At 62.8% G+C, this 15,106-nt stretch carries 16 protein-coding genes and 1 tRNA gene; 11 read left to right on the top strand and 6 right to left on the bottom strand.

Features of this window, described 5'->3' with window-relative positions; genetic code table 11:
• Nucleotides 1-20 precede the first annotated feature (20 nt).
• Nucleotides 21-1,040 (bottom strand): polysaccharide deacetylase family protein, encoded by a 1,020-nt coding sequence (locus ABSE61_RS03580; RefSeq protein WP_423869695.1) that lies wholly within the window; start codon nt 1,038-1,040, stop codon nt 21-23.
• A 334-nt stretch (nt 1,041-1,374) separates the two neighbouring features.
• On the opposite strand from ABSE61_RS03580, the gene ABSE61_RS03575 reads away from it, so the two are divergent.
• Nucleotides 1,375-1,566: a hypothetical protein gene (locus ABSE61_RS03575; RefSeq protein ID WP_423869967.1), complete on the top strand. Its 192-nt coding sequence runs from the start codon at nt 1,375-1,377 to the stop codon at nt 1,564-1,566.
• A gap of 5 nt (nt 1,567-1,571) precedes the next feature.
• Here the strand turns inward: ABSE61_RS03575 and ABSE61_RS03570 are convergent, their stop codons facing one another.
• Complete coding sequence (locus ABSE61_RS03570) at nt 1,572-3,260, bottom strand: MFS transporter (protein ID WP_423869694.1); 1,689 nt, start codon at nt 3,258-3,260, stop codon at nt 1,572-1,574.
• Between the two features lie 240 nt (nt 3,261-3,500).
• Here ABSE61_RS03570 and ABSE61_RS03565 point away from each other — a divergent pair, with 240 nt between their 5' ends.
• From ABSE61_RS03565 to ABSE61_RS03545, 5 genes are all read left to right on the top strand, one after another.
• On the top strand, nt 3,501-4,892 hold the full coding sequence (locus ABSE61_RS03565) for a cytochrome P450 (protein ID WP_423869693.1): 1,392 nt from the start codon (nt 3,501-3,503) through the stop codon (nt 4,890-4,892).
• Between the two features lie 28 nt (nt 4,893-4,920).
• Entirely contained in the window at nt 4,921-6,330 is a 1,410-nt protein-coding gene (locus tag ABSE61_RS03560) for an adenylate/guanylate cyclase domain-containing protein (RefSeq protein ID WP_423869692.1), read from the top strand.
• 164 nt (nt 6,331-6,494) lie between these two features.
• Nucleotides 6,495-6,971, top strand: coding sequence for a tellurite resistance TerB family protein (locus ABSE61_RS03555; protein WP_423869691.1), 477 nt, complete (start codon nt 6,495-6,497; stop codon nt 6,969-6,971).
• Between the two features lie 242 nt (nt 6,972-7,213).
• On the top strand, nt 7,214-7,993 hold the full coding sequence (locus tag ABSE61_RS03550; RefSeq protein WP_423869690.1) for an SDR family NAD(P)-dependent oxidoreductase: 780 nt from the start codon (nt 7,214-7,216) through the stop codon (nt 7,991-7,993).
• Between the two features lie 72 nt (nt 7,994-8,065).
• A complete protein-coding gene (locus tag ABSE61_RS03545) occupies nt 8,066-8,860 on the top strand; it encodes a glutamine amidotransferase (RefSeq protein ID WP_423869689.1) in 795 nt (264 codons plus the stop codon).
• Between the two features lie 121 nt (nt 8,861-8,981).
• Here the strand turns inward: ABSE61_RS03545 and ABSE61_RS03540 are convergent.
• Nucleotides 8,982-9,057, bottom strand: a tRNA-Ala gene (locus tag ABSE61_RS03540).
• A 209-nt stretch (nt 9,058-9,266) separates the two neighbouring features.
• On the opposite strand from ABSE61_RS03540, the gene ABSE61_RS03535 reads away from it, so the two are divergent.
• The 3 genes from ABSE61_RS03535 to folD are packed head-to-tail and all read left to right on the top strand — an operon-like array spanning nt 9,267 to nt 10,796.
• Nucleotides 9,267-9,557 (top strand): YggT family protein, encoded by a 291-nt coding sequence (locus ABSE61_RS03535; protein ID WP_423869688.1) that lies wholly within the window; start codon nt 9,267-9,269, stop codon nt 9,555-9,557.
• Between the two features lie 12 nt (nt 9,558-9,569).
• Nucleotides 9,570-9,893, top strand: a complete 324-nt coding sequence (locus ABSE61_RS03530; RefSeq protein WP_423869687.1) for a DUF167 domain-containing protein — start codon at nt 9,570-9,572, stop codon at nt 9,891-9,893.
• An 18-nt stretch (nt 9,894-9,911) separates the two neighbouring features.
• Nucleotides 9,912-10,796 carry a bifunctional methylenetetrahydrofolate dehydrogenase/methenyltetrahydrofolate cyclohydrolase FolD gene (gene folD, locus ABSE61_RS03525; protein WP_423869686.1) on the top strand — a complete coding sequence of 295 codons (885 nt, stop codon included), beginning with the start codon at nt 9,912-9,914 and terminating at the stop codon, nt 10,794-10,796.
• Nucleotides 10,797-10,932: 136 nt separating this feature from the next.
• On the opposite strand, the gene ppa is transcribed toward folD, so the two are convergent.
• Both ppa and ABSE61_RS03515 read right to left on the bottom strand, forming a co-directional pair.
• The gene (gene ppa / locus ABSE61_RS03520; protein WP_423869685.1) at nt 10,933-11,463 is read right to left on the bottom strand and encodes an inorganic diphosphatase; all 531 of its coding nucleotides are present in this window, start codon (nt 11,461-11,463) and stop codon (nt 10,933-10,935) included.
• 133 nt (nt 11,464-11,596) lie between these two features.
• Nucleotides 11,597-12,106, bottom strand: coding sequence for a GNAT family N-acetyltransferase (locus tag ABSE61_RS03515; RefSeq protein WP_423869684.1), 510 nt, complete (start codon nt 12,104-12,106; stop codon nt 11,597-11,599).
• A gap of 260 nt (nt 12,107-12,366) precedes the next feature.
• On the opposite strand from ABSE61_RS03515, the gene ABSE61_RS03510 reads away from it, so the two are divergent.
• Entirely contained in the window at nt 12,367-13,272 is a 906-nt protein-coding gene (locus tag ABSE61_RS03510) for an alpha/beta hydrolase family protein (protein WP_423869683.1), read from the top strand.
• Entirely contained in the window at nt 13,269-13,676 is a 408-nt protein-coding gene (locus tag ABSE61_RS03505) for a thiol-disulfide oxidoreductase DCC family protein (protein ID WP_423869682.1), read from the top strand. The genes ABSE61_RS03510 and ABSE61_RS03505 overlap by 4 nt, the downstream gene beginning before the upstream one ends.
• Before the next feature lie 69 nt (nt 13,677-13,745).
• Here the strand turns inward: ABSE61_RS03505 and ABSE61_RS03500 are convergent, their stop codons facing one another.
• Nucleotides 13,746-15,002, bottom strand: coding sequence for a flavin monoamine oxidase family protein (locus ABSE61_RS03500; RefSeq protein ID WP_423869681.1), 1,257 nt, complete (start codon nt 15,000-15,002; stop codon nt 13,746-13,748).
• Nucleotides 15,003-15,106 lie beyond the last annotated feature (104 nt).

The following is a 15,106-nucleotide window of genomic DNA, read 5'->3' as shown; positions in this document are numbered from 1 at the left end:
GATTTTAAGATCTCAGTCGCTTACTGCGAGACTGTCTGCACCACGCTGCTCACGGGACGCGCCGTGGCCACCGGCATCTTCATGTCCTTGATCAGCGCGTCGTCATATTCGGGCAGGGTCTGCATGGGGGCCTTGGGCTTCATGAACACCACCTTGTAGCCGCCGGCTTTCAGGCGGCGCAGCAATTCCGGCATCGCTTCGGCGGTGTGCTTCTGGAAGTCGTGCATCAGGATGATGCCCTTGCCCTGCTTCTCAAGCTTGGTCATGACAGTATTGATGACCTGTTCCGGACTCTTTGCCCGGAAGTCGAACGAATCGAGGTCGCAGGAAAACATCGCGATGTTGCGCGTGCCGAGATAGGCCATCGCCGCCGGGTTATGCTGCAACTCCGGGAAGCGGAAGAACGGCGCGGGCGCGGTGCCAAGCGCGAGCTTGACTGCGCTGTTGCCCTTTTCGATCTCGTCCTTGACGGTCTGCTCGTTCAGTTTCTTCGAGTTCAGGTTGGCATGCGACCAGGTGTGGGTACCGACGGTGTGACCGGCTGCCGCCACCTGCCTGAGAATCTCGGGATGAAAGGTGGCATGCTTGCCGATCGAGAAGAACATCGCCTTGGTGCATTGGTCGGCCAGCGCCTTGAGCACTGCCGGCGTATTGACCGGCCACGGACTGTCATCGAAGGACAGCACGACTTCCTTGTCGGCCAGAAAATCGATCTGCTTGAAATGTTCGAAACCGAAGCCGGGTCCGCCCGTGGTGTCGATTTCAACCACGCGGGAAACCCCGAGCGCATCGGGATTGGCGCAAGCCTGTTTCGGCTGCGGCGCGGGAGTTGCCGGCGCTTTTTCCGGAATGCTGCCGGTGATCTCGATCGGATCGCGGCTGGTCAAAGGCTTTGCATGGACAGGGGCGGTCGTTGCTTGCGCGGCGGCAAAAGCTTGCGGAGCGACCGGGCTTCGGTGCGAGTTCCAGAACCAACCGCCAGCGGCGATCAACGTGGCAGCCGCCACACTCATCAGCATCAGGCCGAACGCGTTACGCATGGTTACTCTTTCGTTAATACCAAAACTAAAACTCGCTCCGCCTTCTTTATGGGAAAGAGTTGTTAACGCTCCCCAAACGCCGGGCCGGTTCCCGATGTCGCACCGGTCTTGGCGGCGAGGGGTGAGGCATCCGATCGGTCACGAGTTCACGCCGATGAAGTGCGGGCTGGACTGAGCCCCGATGGGGGATCTCGCATGCCGTGGCGAGGCGTGATGCGCCACCGCCAAACTGGCCCGCATTGACATCGCCCGCCGAGCGGACTTTCATCCCGGCTTCGCAGGGATGAAGGCGGTTCAGATGTTCAGAATTTCATATGTTTTTTTGTTCGCGCTGATGGCGGCGCAGGTTTTCGCGATGTCCTCCGTTTCGGCCCAGCAAGGTCACGACGCCTGCGCGCGGGACGTGTCGCGCTTCTGCCGTGCCCAGATGAACGACGGCGATTCGGTGGTGCTGGGTTGCCTGAAGCAGCATCGCGCCCGGCTCAGCCGGGCATGCGACAAGGTTTTGACCGACAACGGGCAGTAAAACGTTTAAGTGCTGCTGCCCGCCGCGGCGGATGCCACCGGCAGCACCTCGCGCGCCGCGCGGTCGGGGGTTTCTTCCTTCCAGCGCACCGAACCGAATGGACGCTCCAGCATGCGGCGGACGCGGACCGGATCGGGGCCGAGATGAAAATCGATCGCGCTCTGGTGCAGCGCGCGCTCCGATTGCGTCGAGCGGTTGCGCTGTCGCAGGTAATCGAGCCAGGTCGGACAGTGATAGCGTTCGGTCCATAGCTCGGGATCGGCGATGTCGCGCGCGATCGACCAGCCATAGGCGCCGTTGCGTTGCCTTGAGAGCTGGACCTCCTGCATGACATTGTGAAAGCCGCGGGCGTTGTCCTGCGCGACGCGATATTCGATCTCGACCACCAGCGGTCCGCTGCGCGCGGTCAGTAATAACTGCACCTCGGGATCGGCCAGGACTTCCGCATCCTCGTTGCGCGCGCCGACCCGCGGCATGTGCAGCCAATGACCGAGCAGCGGCGAAAGCAGCATCAGGGTCGCCGAGACCAACAGCGCGGCTTCGACGCCGGCGGCGTCCGTCAGCCGTCCCCAGCCCCAGCTTCCGATCGCAATCCCGCCGGATATCGAGGCCTGGAAGGCCGCGAGCGACCGGCCCGCCACCCAGCGCGGCGCGGAAAGCTGCACGCCGATATTGAACAAGGCAACCGCCAGCATCCAGGCCGCACCCGCGACCACCAGCGCCGCCGCTGTCAGGACCCGCTGATCGCTGAGCGCGACCGCGGCGATGGAGGCGCCCATCGATATCGCACAGGCGCGGATCGCGGCTTCGCCGCTCATGCGCTTGCGCACCTCGCCGATGTTGAGCGCACCGATCACCGCGCCCATGCCGAAGGCGCCGAGCATGATGCCGTAAGTCTGCGCGCCGCCATGCAGGAGATCGCGGGTGACGAGCGGCATCAAGGCCGATACCGAACCGCCGATCAGGCCGGTGATCATGGTGCGGGCCAGCACGATCTTGATCGGCGGGGAATTGGCGATGTAGCGCACGCCGGAGACGATCGCCCGGTTGAGACGCTCTCGCGGCAGCCGTGACGGCGCGCTCTCGCGGCGCCACAGAAACAGCACCACCAGCAGCGGAAGATAGAGCGCCGCATTGGCAGCGAACGCTGCGACCGCGCCGGCGGTGGCAACGACGATGCCGCCGATCGCAGGTCCAAAACTGCGCGCGATATTGTAGCTGATGCCGTTCAGCGCCACCGCCGAGGGAAGCGTTTCCGTCGGCACCTGTTCGCTGACCGAGGATTGCCACGCGGGGCCGAACAGAGCCATGCCGCTGCCGACGACGAAGCAAAAAGCGAGCAGGGTCGTGGGCGTGACCAGGCCAAACCACGCCAGCACCGTCAGCGCGGTGGCGCCCGACAGCGCGATCGAAAGCGAGACGATGGAAACGATCCGGCGGTCATACATGTCGGCGATGGCGCCGGCCGGCATCGAGATCAGCATCACCGGCAGCATCAGCGCGGTCTGCACCAGCGCCACCTTGTCGGCCGAGGGTGTCATCTGGGTCATTGCCCAGGCCGCGCCGACCGCCTGGATCAATAGTCCGAGATTGGACAGCAGGCTCGCAAGCCAGATCCGCCGGAAGGTGACGTGACGCAGCGGGGCGGCGACGCCGTCGCCGGCAAATATCGAGCGCTGAGGCTGTTTGGTCATGGCGTTTCCGTTGTGGCCGGCTTGATTCGTTATGGAATCAGTGATGCCCGCTGAGGTCCATGTCTGTCCAGATACCCTTGATTTGCCGCAGCAAAATACCCAACTTTATCCGGCTGTCACAATGCGCTGTCGGCCGCTGAGCCCGGAACACGCGCCTTCATGGCGCCCGGATTCCGGAGCTGATATGATCGTGGTCCGGACGGGATTTGCCCGTCTGGGAGGGCTGCAAGGACGACGTCCGTGAGCATAGCCGAAGCCTGGGATATCCCGGCCACGCGCCGGCGGCTGATACCTCCAAGTCCACCCCGCGCGCCCGAAAACATGACGGCGCTGCAGCGGCTCGCCGCGATGCGCGAAAGCGCGATCGGGACCTGGGGCCAGCGTGCCTACGAGGATGACGTCGTCCGCGGCAGCTTCTTTTTCCTGCGTTCGAGCTTCATCCTCAACGGGCCGGATGCGATCCGCCACGTACTGGTCGACAATTACGAGAACTATTCCCGCACACCCGCCGGTCTGCGCGTGCTGCGCCCGATGCTCGGCGAGGGGCTTCTGATCGCCGAGGGCCGGGCCTGGAAACATCAGCGGCGCACGCTGGCGCCGGCTTTCACGCCGCGCGCGGTGACAACCCTGATTCCGCACATGGTTGCGGTGACCGATGAGACGATCGCGAACCTGCGGCGTGGCGATGGCCGCGCTGTCGATCTGCGCGAGATCATGCAGCACATGACACTCGAGATCGCCGGCCGTACGATGTTTTCGTTCGGAATGGAGCGTCACGGCGCGACATTGCGCGACTTCGTCATGGAATATGCGAACCAGCTGGCAAAGCCGAGTTTTCTCGATCTGATATTGCCGCTAAATTGGCCGACGCCGCGGGATTTTCCGCGGGCGCGTTTCCGAAAACGATGGACGCAGTTCATCGGCATGCTGATGGCGGAGCGGCGCGCGGCCGGAAAGCAGGAGGGGGCGCCGGCACGCGATCTGTTCGATCTGATGAACGCGGCGCGCGATCCCGAAACCAATGAGGCCTTCAGCGAAGCGCAACTCGGCGATCAGGTCGCGACCATGATTCTCGCCGGCCATGAAACCACCGCCACCGCTTTGTTCTGGGCGCTGTATCTGCTGGCGCTCGATCCGGTCGCGCAGGAGCAACTGGCAGCCGAGGCGCGGCAGGTATTGGCCGATGGCGAGGCCGATCTCGATCGGTTGAAATTCACCCGTGCCGTCGTCGACGAAACCATGCGGCTTTATCCGCCGGCGTTTCTGATCGCGCGCGCGGCTGCCGGCAACGACGAGGTCGCGGGTATTCCGATCAAGAAGCACGACGTGATCCTGATCGCGCCATGGCTGTTGCATCGCCACGAAAAACTCTGGCGCGATCCGAATACCTTTGTGCCGGAGCGTTTCCTGCCGCCGGCGCCGCCGCCCGATCGCTTCGCCTATTTGCCGTTCGGCGTCGGGGCCCGGGTTTGCATCGGCGCGCATTTCGCGCTCGTGGAGGCGACGTTGGTGCTGGCCAGGATCATCGCCGCCTTCCGCGTCACACTTCTTGACAAGGACCCGGTAATGCCGGTCGGCGTGGTGACCACGCAACCGAATCGCTCGCCGATGTTCCAGATCACGCCGCGCTGACAGGCTTGCCGCGCTTGGGGCCAAAATCATGAGCGAATTGGAGGCCCAGTTTTCCGTGCTGAGAAAGACCGCCGATCCGGCGGTCGCGAACGCCATTGCTCGTCTCATCGAGCACGGCGAAGACCACGAACTCAACCGCATCAACGTACTGGATTTCTCCAGGCAAAACGGTTTCGACGAGGAGCAGGTGATCTCGGGGTTCTTGCACGCCTCGCGGCTCGGGCTGTTCGATCTCACCTGGAACGTGCTCTGCCCCGGCTGCAGCGGGGTGCTCGATGCGCATGATACGCTGAAATCCCTGCGCAGCGACGATTACCATTGCGGCCTTTGCGCCTGCGGCTATGAGCCTTCCGTCGACGAACAGGTCGAGGTGGCCTTTACCGTCAGTCCCAAGGTCCGGCGCATTGCCGCCCACGATCCGAACACGCTGCCGCTGTGGGAGTATTACAAGCAGGTGTTCTGGAGTTCGGGGATCGATCTCGACAAGACGACGTTTGATGCGCTCACCGAGGAGGTGGCGCTGGATTCGCTGGAGCTTCCGGCAGGCGAGCGGGCCTTGCTGTCGTTGCAGTTGCCGCCGCAATTCATCATCGCGTTCGAGCCGGTGACGCATTCGGCGCATTTCATCGACGTGCAGGGCGAGCCGACCAAAGAGCGCCAGCAGCTTTCGCTGGTCTTCAATAAATCGCACCCGCCGACCGGGTCCATCACCATGCGTCCGGGGCCCTTGCGGCTTGCGCTCGACAATCAGGCCGGCGTGCGAACGCTGCCGACCGTGTTTATCGCGGGCGAGGGACTTCATGCCATGCTCGGCCGGCGCCGGCCGTTTCTCACCGCCAAGCGGATGCTGTCCAACCAGACCTTCCGCGACGTGTTCAAGGCCGACAACCTCGACATCGATCAACGCCTGAAGATTACCTCACTGACCTTCCTGTTCACCGACCTGAAGGGTTCGACGGCGCTCTATGAGCGCGTCGGCGACCTGGCCGCGTTCGATCTGGTGCGCGCGCACTTTAGGGCGCTGCTCGGCATCATTGCCTCGGAGAAGGGCGCCGTGGTGAAAACCATCGGCGATGCCGTGATGGCGACCTTCGTCAAGCCGGAGCACGCGATTATCGCCGGCTTGCGGATGCGCGCGGCCATGGACGCACTCAATGCCGAGCGCGGCACCGATGACCTGGTGGTCAAGATCGGCATTCATGAGGGCCCATGCCTGGCGGTGATGCTCAACGAGCGGCAGGATTATTTCGGCCAGACCGTCAACATCGCGGCGCGCGTTCAGGGGCTGGCGACGTCGCAGTCGATCCACGTTACCGGTCGCGTGGTCGAATTGCCCGCGGTATCGGCGCTTCTGCGGGAGCGTGCGATCAAGCCGATCCAGAAGGAAGCGGCGCTGCGCGGAATCTCCGACAAGGTGATGGTATACGAAATACCCTAGGAGCAGTGTCGCAGCTCCGCTCCATTGCGCAAACGCCTCGCGTTTGCCGCAGGATGACGGGGTAATATTGCCGAAAGGTAATAAGTATCCGGAACGCGCGCCGATTGCGCGGGTTCACGTTCCACGCCATATAGGTTTCAGCGAAGCGATTTAGAGATCATTGAATGCTCGACGGACTGCGCCAATTCATCGCCGACGTTATTTCCCCAGCCCATGATCCCAGTGGCCTCGACGATACCGGCTATCGTCTCGCCGCGACCGCGCTGCTGGTCCACGTTATTTCGCTGGATGGCGAACCGTCGGACGCCGAAAAGCGCAAACTTCACAGCCTGATCGAAAGCAGCTTCGGGCTCGATCGGGGGACGGCCGACAAGTTGATCGCGTCCGCGACGCTGGTCGAGGGCGAGGCCGTCGATCTCTATCATTTCACCAGTGTCATCATGCGCTCGATCGACGATGCCGGGCGGCTGCGCATCGTCGAGATGATGTGGGAGCTGGTCTACGCCGACGGTCAGGTCAGCGAGTTCGAGGACAATGTCGTCTGGCGCGCCGCCGATTTAATGGGGGTATCTTCCCGCGACCGGATCGATCTCAAGCACCGCGTTGCCGCCAGGCAGTCAGCCCCGGTTTCGGAAAGCTAGAGGCCGCTAGGCCTCGTGTCCGGGGGGCCGGTTTGGCCTTCCGGCAGACAGGCTTACCTTTCGGTCAGATGAAGGAATTTTAATGTAGGCGGTGCCCCATGACCACGGTCGCCCGTCTCTTGCGCGCCTGCGTTGTTTTCCGCCGGATTGCGTCTCGCGAAGGTTCCGAAACGCTTGCAGGCGCCCTGTATCCCGCCTAAGCCGTAGGCTCGGGTTGGTATTATCGGCGGGCAAGAAAGATCGTGACTGAGCGGGTGACGCTGATTACGGGAGCTTCGGCGGGGATCGGCACTGAGCTGGTACGGGTCTTTGCTTCCAACGGTCATCGCGTCGCGATGGTGGCGCGACGGGCTGACCGGTTGCAGGTGCTGGCCGCGGAAATCGCCGCCAAAGGTTCACGCGCTCCCATTGTTATTTCTTGCGATCTGGAACAAGCGGACGCCGGCGACAAGATCGCCGCCGCTCTGGTTGCTGAGGGCGTTGAAGTCGAATTCCTCGTCAACAATGCGGGCTTCGGTCTGTTCGGCCGCGCCATCCAGCTCGACCGCAACGAGCAACTGGCGATGATCGCGGTCAACATCCGCGCTCTGACCGATCTGTCGCTGCGATTTGCCGATCATCTGGTCCGAAACCGCGGCGGGCTCCTCAACGTCGCCTCGATCGCGAGCTTCCTGCCGGGGCCGGGCATGGCGGTTTATTACGCCTCCAAAGCCTATGTGTTGTCGTTCACCGAGGCGTTGCGCGGGGAGTTGGGGCCGAGCGGTGTCCGCGTTACCGCGCTGTGTCCGGGTCCGGTGCCGTCGGAATTTCAGACCCGCGCGGGCTATGAACCCGGTTTCGATTCGGCCGTGCTCAACGTGTCCGCCGCCGATGTCGCAAAGGAAGCCTATCGCGGCCTGATGGCCAACAAGCGCGCGGTGCTGCCTGGCCTCGGCATCAAGATCCTGCCGTTCGTGCTGCGGCTGTTTCCGCGCGGATTCATCCTGTCGGCCGTCGCACGCTTTCAGACGCGCCAACGCTAACAAGGCCAACTCACCCGAAATTAACGATCGGTTGGGTATTGTCGCAGGCTTGAAGGGTCCGAAGAAGCGTCGATGCCGCCTTCCGCCACAACCAATCTTGCGCATGATGCCGCACCCGTCGTGGCCGAGCCCTGGTCAGCGCGCCCCTCGCTTCCGCCGGTCCTGATCGTCCTGCACCAGCAAGCCTCGATACCCGGCCGGATCGGTAACGCGCTGCGCTCGCTCGGTCATCCACTCGACATCAGGCGGCCCCGGTTCGGCGACGCCCTGCCGGAAACGCTTGTCGAGCATGCCGGCGCCGTCATTTTCGGCGGGCCCATGAGCGCCAACGATCCGGACGACTATGTGCGTCGCGAGATCGACTGGATTGGGGTGCCGCTAATCGAACAGCGGCCGTATCTCGGAATTTGCCTTGGCGCACAGATGCTCGCCATGCACCTCGGCGCCCGCGTGGCGCCGCATGCCCATGGCCGAGTCGAGATGGGCTATTATCCGATCCGCTCCACACCGGCCGGACTGAAGGTCTGCGCGCACTGGCCCGATCAGGTCTATCATTGGCACCGCGAAGGATTCGAGCTTCCTAAAGGCAGCGAGCTATTGGCGGAAGGCGGTGACTTCCCCGTGCAGGCATTTCGCTCCGGAAATGCTTTCGGCTTTCAATTTCATCCCGACGTGACCTACGCGATGATGTGCCGCTGGACGACGTGCAGCGCCGAACGTCTGGACATGCCCGGCGCCCATCCGCGCCACCAGCACTTTGCCGGGCGCGCCTGCTACGACGTCGTCGAACGCGCCTGGCTGAAGCATTTTCTTGATGGCTGGCTGAGCCGCGCGCCGGAAGTGACGATGGCGGAAGCGGCGGAGTAGGGCGCCTTACGTCTCTTCTACCGAAATTGTTGGAAGCCCGCCTTCGCCCTTCGGGCTATGGCGTGGCAGCCTTCGCCGCAATCCGGCTCGCCTAACCGAAGCAGACGTAGCCTGCGAAGGCTGGTGGAGCCAGGCGGGATCGAACCGCCGACCTCGTCATTGCGAACGACGCGCTCTCCCAGCTGAGCTATGGCCCCAGATCGTCTGGTGAAATGTCGCCGCGTTGATAAGCAGGAAACGGCCGACATTCGGCGCCATTTACAATCCGCGCCAAGGCCAAGTCAAGAACGGCGAAATCGTTGTTTTTCAGGCCTTTTCCCGGGAACTTCCCTTGTTTGCCCCTGACGGAACCGATATTTAGCAAGCTGGCCAATCCCGCCGACCGACCTTTGCGAGCAGCCCCGCCATGCGTGCCGTCCTCGACATCGTTCTTATCGTTCTGGATCTTTATGTCTGGTTGCTGATCGCTTCCGCCATTCTGTCCTGGCTGATCGCCTTCAATGTCGTCAACACGCGCAACCCGTTCGTGTCGGCTGTCGCGGAGTTTCTGTACCGGATCACCGAGCCGCTGCTGGCGCCGATCCGCTCCTTCATGCCCAATCTGGGCGGCCTCGACATCTCGCCGATCATCCTGATCCTGCTCATCATGTTCATTCAGCGGGTGATCCAGTACTACATCTATCCGGTCGTTTTCTGATCGCGAGCCTGGATGGCTGACCCTTGGCGTTACTCGACCCAAGGCGTCAGCATCCCCTTGCGCGTGACCCCGCGCGGCGGCCGAGACGACATCGACGGCGTCGAGACGCTCGCGAATGGCCGCACTGTGGTCAAAGTGCGGGTCCGCGCCATTGCCGAAGGCGGGGAAGCCAATCGCGCGGTGACGGAATTGCTGGCAAAAGCGCTTCGCGTGCCCAAGGCGGCTGTGCGAATTACGGCCGGGGTGACGTCGCGTCTCAAGCAGGTGAGCATTGAGGGCGATCCAGCGCGGCTTGGCGAAATTTTACGAAAACTGACCGCGGCTACGGACGCATGACGAAAGGGTGAGAGCGGGATGGTAGCGCAGATCATCGATGGAAAGCGGATCGCGGCGGAGTTGCGCGCGCGAGTCGCCGGTGAGGTGGCGCGGGTCAAGCGTGACAACGACTTGACGCCGGGGCTCGCCGTGGTGCTGGTCGGCCAGGCTCCCGCGAGCCAGGTCTATGTCCGCTCCAAGCACAAGCAGTCGCAGGAAGCCGGCATGGCCTCGTTCGAACATGTGCTGCCGGAGGATGTCGCAGAGGCCGATTTGCTGGCGCTGATCGCGCGGCTTAACCGCGATCCGCTGGTGCACGGCATCCTCGTGCAATTGCCGCTGCCGAAGACCCTGAGCACCGAAGCCGTCGTCAATGCGATCGATCCCGCCAAGGATGTCGATGGGCTGCATCCGAACAATGCCGGCCGGCTCGCCGGCGGGTTTGCGGCGCTCTCGCCCTGCACGCCGCTCGGCTGCATTATCCTAAGCAAGAGTGTGCACGCCTCGCTCGAAGGCATGAATGCGATCGTGATCGGCCGCTCCAACCTCGTCGGCCGGCCACTGGTGCAACTGCTGCTCAACGAAAACGCCACGGTGACGATTGCGCATTCACGCTCGCGCGACCTCAAATCGCTGTGCGCCCGCGCCGATCTGGTTTACGCCGCCGTTGGCCGGCCCGAGATGGTGCGCGGCGACTGGATCAAGCCGGGTGCAACCGTGATCGATGTCGGCATCAACCGGCTGCCGGCCGCCGACAACAAGACGCGCCTTGTAGGTGACGTCGCCTTTGCCGAGGTGTCGCAAGTCGCAGGCGCCATCACGCCGGTGCCGGGCGGCGTCGGCCAGATGACGGTGGCGTGTCTGCTGGTCAACACCTTGCGCGCGGCCTGCGCAATCGCGGGTTTGCCGAAGCCGAGTGTTTGAACTGTCATTTCGGGCGATGCGTTGGCATCGAACTCCGATGTGCAATTGCACATCGGGGAATCTCGAGGTTCTCAGGTGCGCAAGTGCGCGCCGTAGTTCGCTCGCCAAGCTCGCGCCCCGGAACGACAGAGGAAACCTATTTCCCCTTCGCCCGCGCGATGCCTTCCGCAATCAACTGATGGGCATCCTCGGCGTTACCCCAGCGCAGCACCTTTACCCATTTCTTCGGTTCGAGGTCCTTGTAGTGTTCGAAGAAGTGCTGGATCTGCTGCAAGGTGATATCCGGCAGGTCGCTATAGGTCTTCACCTTGTCGTAGCGCTGCGTCAGTTTCGATGACGGCACCGCGATGATCTTTTCGTCGCCGCCGGCTTCGTCTTCCATCAGGAGCACACCGACCGGGCGCACGCTCATCACCGCGCCAGGAACGATGGCGCGGGTGTTGGCGACGAGAACGTCGCAAGGGTCGCCGTCGTTGGAGAGCGTGTGCGGAATGAAGCCGTAATTGCCGGGATAGCGCATCGCCGTATACAGAAAGCGATCGACGACCAGCGTACCGGCTTCCTTGTCGAGTTCATATTTGATCGGCTCGCCGCCGACCGGCACTTCGATGACGACGTTGACCTCGCGCGGCGGATCGACGCCGATTGAGATCGCTTCAATACGCATGAACGGCTCCAGGTGACTTCAGCATGACGGCGCCAATCTATGCCAGAGAGCGGCTACGCTCAGCTGATTGTTTGGGCAAAATCTTTAATGCGTAAACGCCGGTCTTAACCAGACGGTACGATAGTCGCCTCGATCAATTGGTCCAGGCGAAGGCGACCTTGTCGAGTGACTTCGGCCCGAACTTTTCCGACGAGCGCGCCACCATGCGGCCGCCCAACGCGCGATAGAATTCGGTCGCGGCCTCGTTGTCGGAAAGCGCCCAGATCACCATGCTCTTCAGGCCGCTCTGCACGAGATCACGCCGCGCGGCCGAAAACAGCCGGCGACCGAAACCGAGACCCTGGAATTCCGGCCGCAGATAAAGCTCGTAGATTTCGCCTTCGAAATGCAGGCTGCGGGCCCGGTTCCGCCCATAATTGGCGTAGCCGGCGACCTTGTCGCCGAACACGAGCACGCTGACACGGCTGCCTTTCCGAATCGCCGAGTCCCACCAATGCGGGCCGCGGCGGTTGATCAGCTTCTCCAGCTCCGCGCCGGGGATGATGCCCTGGTAGGCCGCCCGCCATGCTTCGTCGTGGGTGGAAGCCACCGCGACCGCGTCAGCAGCCTTGGCCGGTCGGACCTCGATAAGGGTTGTGCTCATGACTCCGATCAAAGCAAGTCAGCGGGCCGGCATCAAGGTCTATCGTTAATTATCGGTTAACCTGTGGATTTTCTGCATCAGTCGGCGCCGACCTGTGCCGAAAGCGGACATGCCAAAGCCGTTTGGCCGGCAGATTCGCTGGAATGGACGCCTCCCGCGAAGGTTCTTAACGTTAGCGGTCACGGGACTGTGCCCGGTGATTTGATTCGCCGTGAACGATACCGGGGAAGTTCGTTTTGCAACGACTTGATGGGGGTTCGATGCCTTCGTTTCGGGCGTTTTTCGCAAGCGTTGTGATGGTTGTGCTGTGGATGGTAGCCGCCGCCGCACAAAGCCCGTTTGGGCCGAAAGGTGCGGAAGCCGAACCCAATCGGGCGCAAGCCTGGCTGGTGCCCTCGCCCGATCCTGACGTCGCATCTCACGCTTTGTTGTTTCGCCCCTCCGGCGAAGGCCCGTTTCGGCTGGCGGTCATCGCGCATGCGTCCACCCAGAACGTACTGCTTCGCGCGCAAATGCCGCAGCCGGAATACCGCACCCTGGCGTCGTTTCTGGTGGCGCGGGGGTTCGCCGTGCTGGTGCCGGAACGTCCGGGCCATGGCGCAACCGGTGGTAAATACCTGGAGGACCAGCACGGCTGCGATGAAGCCGACTATGCCCGTTCAGGACGCGCGACGGCCCAAGAAATATCCGCGGCCCTGACCTATCTGCGCGCGCAACCCTTTATCCGTCGCGACGGCACGGTGGTTGTCGGCCACTCCGCCGGAGGATGGGGCGCACTGGCGCTGGCCAATGCCGATCCGGCTGAAGTCTCCTCGATCATCGTCTTTGCGCCCGGCCGGGGCGGCCACGCCAACGACTTTCCTAATCAGATTTGCGCGCCGCATACCTTGCTCGCGGCTGCGGGCGAATTCGGCCATGGCGCGCGCATTCCCGTCAGTTGGCTGGTCGCGGCCAATGACAGCTATTTCTCGCCGGACGTCTCGCGAAAACTGGCGGATGCGTTTCGCGCCGGTGGCGGCAAGGTCGACTTCCGCGTGCTGCCTGCCTATGACGGCGAAGGCCACTGGATGGCCGAGACCGAGAACGGCGTCAAACTGGCGGCGGGCGAACTCGATCGCGTGCTGAAGGGGCAGCCGCAATCGCCGGCACGGGCGAAAAAGCCATGAGCAGTTGGCCCGATGACGACGTGATTCTCTATGATGGGGTTTGTGTGTTCTGCTCGCGCTGGATTCGTTTCATCGCGACGCGCGACAAAGCGAAACGCTTTCGCTTTACCGCGATCCAGTCGGCTTATGGCTCGCGCCTCGCGCAAACCTTCGGCATCGATCCCGATGATCCCGACACCAACGCCGTCATCCATGGCGGCGTAGCGCATTTCAAATCCGACGCGGCCTTGACCGTGCTTTCGAATCTGCCGGGCTGGCGCTGGACACACGGGCTGTTTACCGTGCCGAAGCGGCTGCGTAACGCGGTCTACAATCTCGTCGCGAAAAACCGCTACCGGATTTTCGGAAGATACGATGCGTGCTTTGTGCCGGATGAAGATGTGAAGGGGAGGGTGATGGAGTGACGCCGAAGGCGTCATACCGGGGCGCCTTATCAGAGGCGGACCCGGGATCTCGATGTCACAAATCTGTTGCTACGCGCGGTCCCGAAATGACAGCGCCGCCATCACTTCCCGCGCTGCCCTCTCTCCGGAATCATGCGCACCGTGGGCGGTGGAGAAAAAGTGCGGCGAGGTCGCTTCACCCGCAAAGAACAGCCGGCCATCGACCGGCGCGGCGAGCACGGCGCGTTTGCCGGCGTGTCCCGGCAGCGCATGCGAATAGGAACCGCGGGCGAAGGGATCATGCGCCCAGCGCGATTCCTTCAGCGGCCTCAACCGGCGGCGAAAATCATTGCCGAGGAAGGAGACGATCTCGTCGATTGCCCGCGCCGCAATCGCGCCGTCGCCGGCGTCTTCCAGTTCTTGCGCAAACTTTCCACCGAAAAAACCTTCGATGCAGGGCTGGGCGAACGGACGCAGATGGTACGTCCCCATTTCGGTGCGCATGGTCGCGCCGCGCAGATTGCCATCGGCCGGCAAGAGTTCAGGCTCGTCGAGTGCCAGCATCACCTTGTCGGCGAGGCCCAGCGGCAGGCCGCGCGCGGCGTCGACCTTCTCCGGCAATGCTGGCGAGAAACGGATCGCTTCGTCCGCGATCAGATTGGTCGGCACGGTGACGATCACCTTGTCGGCCGTCAGCGTACCTTTTGACGTCTCGATGCGCAGGCGCTTTGCGGAATGGTCGATCAGCGTGACCTGGCAATCGAGCGCGAGCGGCAGTGAGGCGCCATAGGCCGCCATCAACGCGCCATAGCCGCGCCGCACCCGCCAGTTGATGCCAGTGTCTTCGTAAGCGTCGAAATCGAGGATCGAAAGCCGATCGGTCTCGCAGCCATTGATGTAGGAGGAGATCGCATCAATCATTGGATTCCAGCGATTGCCTTTTTCGAGATAAAGGTTCGCTGGACTATCGCGGCCGCTTTGAGCCGCTTTCTCGATGCGCTCAAAGAATTCATCGAGCGCGCGGAAGAATTCGGCGCGTTCTTCCGGGGGAAACGATTTGCCATAGCCGCGCTCGCGCCACGGCGGCAGCGTTCGGTCAATCTCGAAATTGAGCTCGTCAGCGATTTTAACGAATGCGTTCCGATCGGCAGAATGCAGCCAGCCGCAGCCGAGATCGAAGGTCACGTTCGGCGCGGCCTGGATGGTGTGGCCGCGACCGCCGACGCGGTCGCGCGCTTCCAGCACGATCACGGAGCGGCCGGAATTCTTCAGGGCATGCGCGGTACCGAGGCCCGCAGCGCCGGCGCCGATGATCGCGACATCGATGGAAGAAGGGAGGGACATCATGGACAGGGCTCTAGCATGTCCGACAACGAGCTTGAACCAGCCAAATCGCAGATGTCATCACCCGCGAAAGCGGGTGATCCAGTATCTAGAGACCTTCATTATTG

This window comes from Bradyrhizobium sp. (assembly GCF_049519115.1).
Taxonomy (GTDB): domain Bacteria; phylum Pseudomonadota; class Alphaproteobacteria; order Rhizobiales; family Xanthobacteraceae; genus Bradyrhizobium.
This window is presented reverse-complemented; position numbering and strand designations above follow the sequence as displayed.

Coding starts and splice junctions, on each gene's coding strand:
- ABSE61_RS03580 (WP_423869695.1), bottom strand. CDS start 1,040: ATGCGTAACGCGTTCGGCCTGATGCTGATGAGTGTGGCGGCTGCCACG.
- ABSE61_RS03575 (WP_423869967.1), top strand. CDS start 1,375: ATGGCGGCGCAGGTTTTCGCGATGTCCTCCGTTTCGGCCCAGCAAGGT.
- ABSE61_RS03570 (WP_423869694.1), bottom strand. CDS start 3,260: ATGACCAAACAGCCTCAGCGCTCGATATTTGCCGGCGACGGCGTCGCC.
- ABSE61_RS03560 (WP_423869692.1), top strand. CDS start 4,921: ATGAGCGAATTGGAGGCCCAGTTTTCCGTGCTGAGAAAGACCGCCGAT.
- ABSE61_RS03555 (WP_423869691.1), top strand. CDS start 6,495: ATGCTCGACGGACTGCGCCAATTCATCGCCGACGTTATTTCCCCAGCC.
- ABSE61_RS03545 (WP_423869689.1), top strand. CDS start 8,066: ATGCCGCCTTCCGCCACAACCAATCTTGCGCATGATGCCGCACCCGTC.
- ABSE61_RS03535 (WP_423869688.1), top strand. CDS start 9,267: ATGCGTGCCGTCCTCGACATCGTTCTTATCGTTCTGGATCTTTATGTC.
- ABSE61_RS03530 (WP_423869687.1), top strand. CDS start 9,570: ATGGCTGACCCTTGGCGTTACTCGACCCAAGGCGTCAGCATCCCCTTG.
- folD (WP_423869686.1), top strand. CDS start 9,912: ATGGTAGCGCAGATCATCGATGGAAAGCGGATCGCGGCGGAGTTGCGC.
- ppa (WP_423869685.1), bottom strand. CDS start 11,463: ATGCGTATTGAAGCGATCTCAATCGGCGTCGATCCGCCGCGCGAGGTC.
- ABSE61_RS03515 (WP_423869684.1), bottom strand. CDS start 12,106: ATGAGCACAACCCTTATCGAGGTCCGACCGGCCAAGGCTGCTGACGCG.
- ABSE61_RS03510 (WP_423869683.1), top strand. CDS start 12,367: ATGCCTTCGTTTCGGGCGTTTTTCGCAAGCGTTGTGATGGTTGTGCTG.
- ABSE61_RS03505 (WP_423869682.1), top strand. CDS start 13,269: ATGAGCAGTTGGCCCGATGACGACGTGATTCTCTATGATGGGGTTTGT.
- ABSE61_RS03500 (WP_423869681.1), bottom strand. CDS start 15,002: ATGATGTCCCTCCCTTCTTCCATCGATGTCGCGATCATCGGCGCCGGC.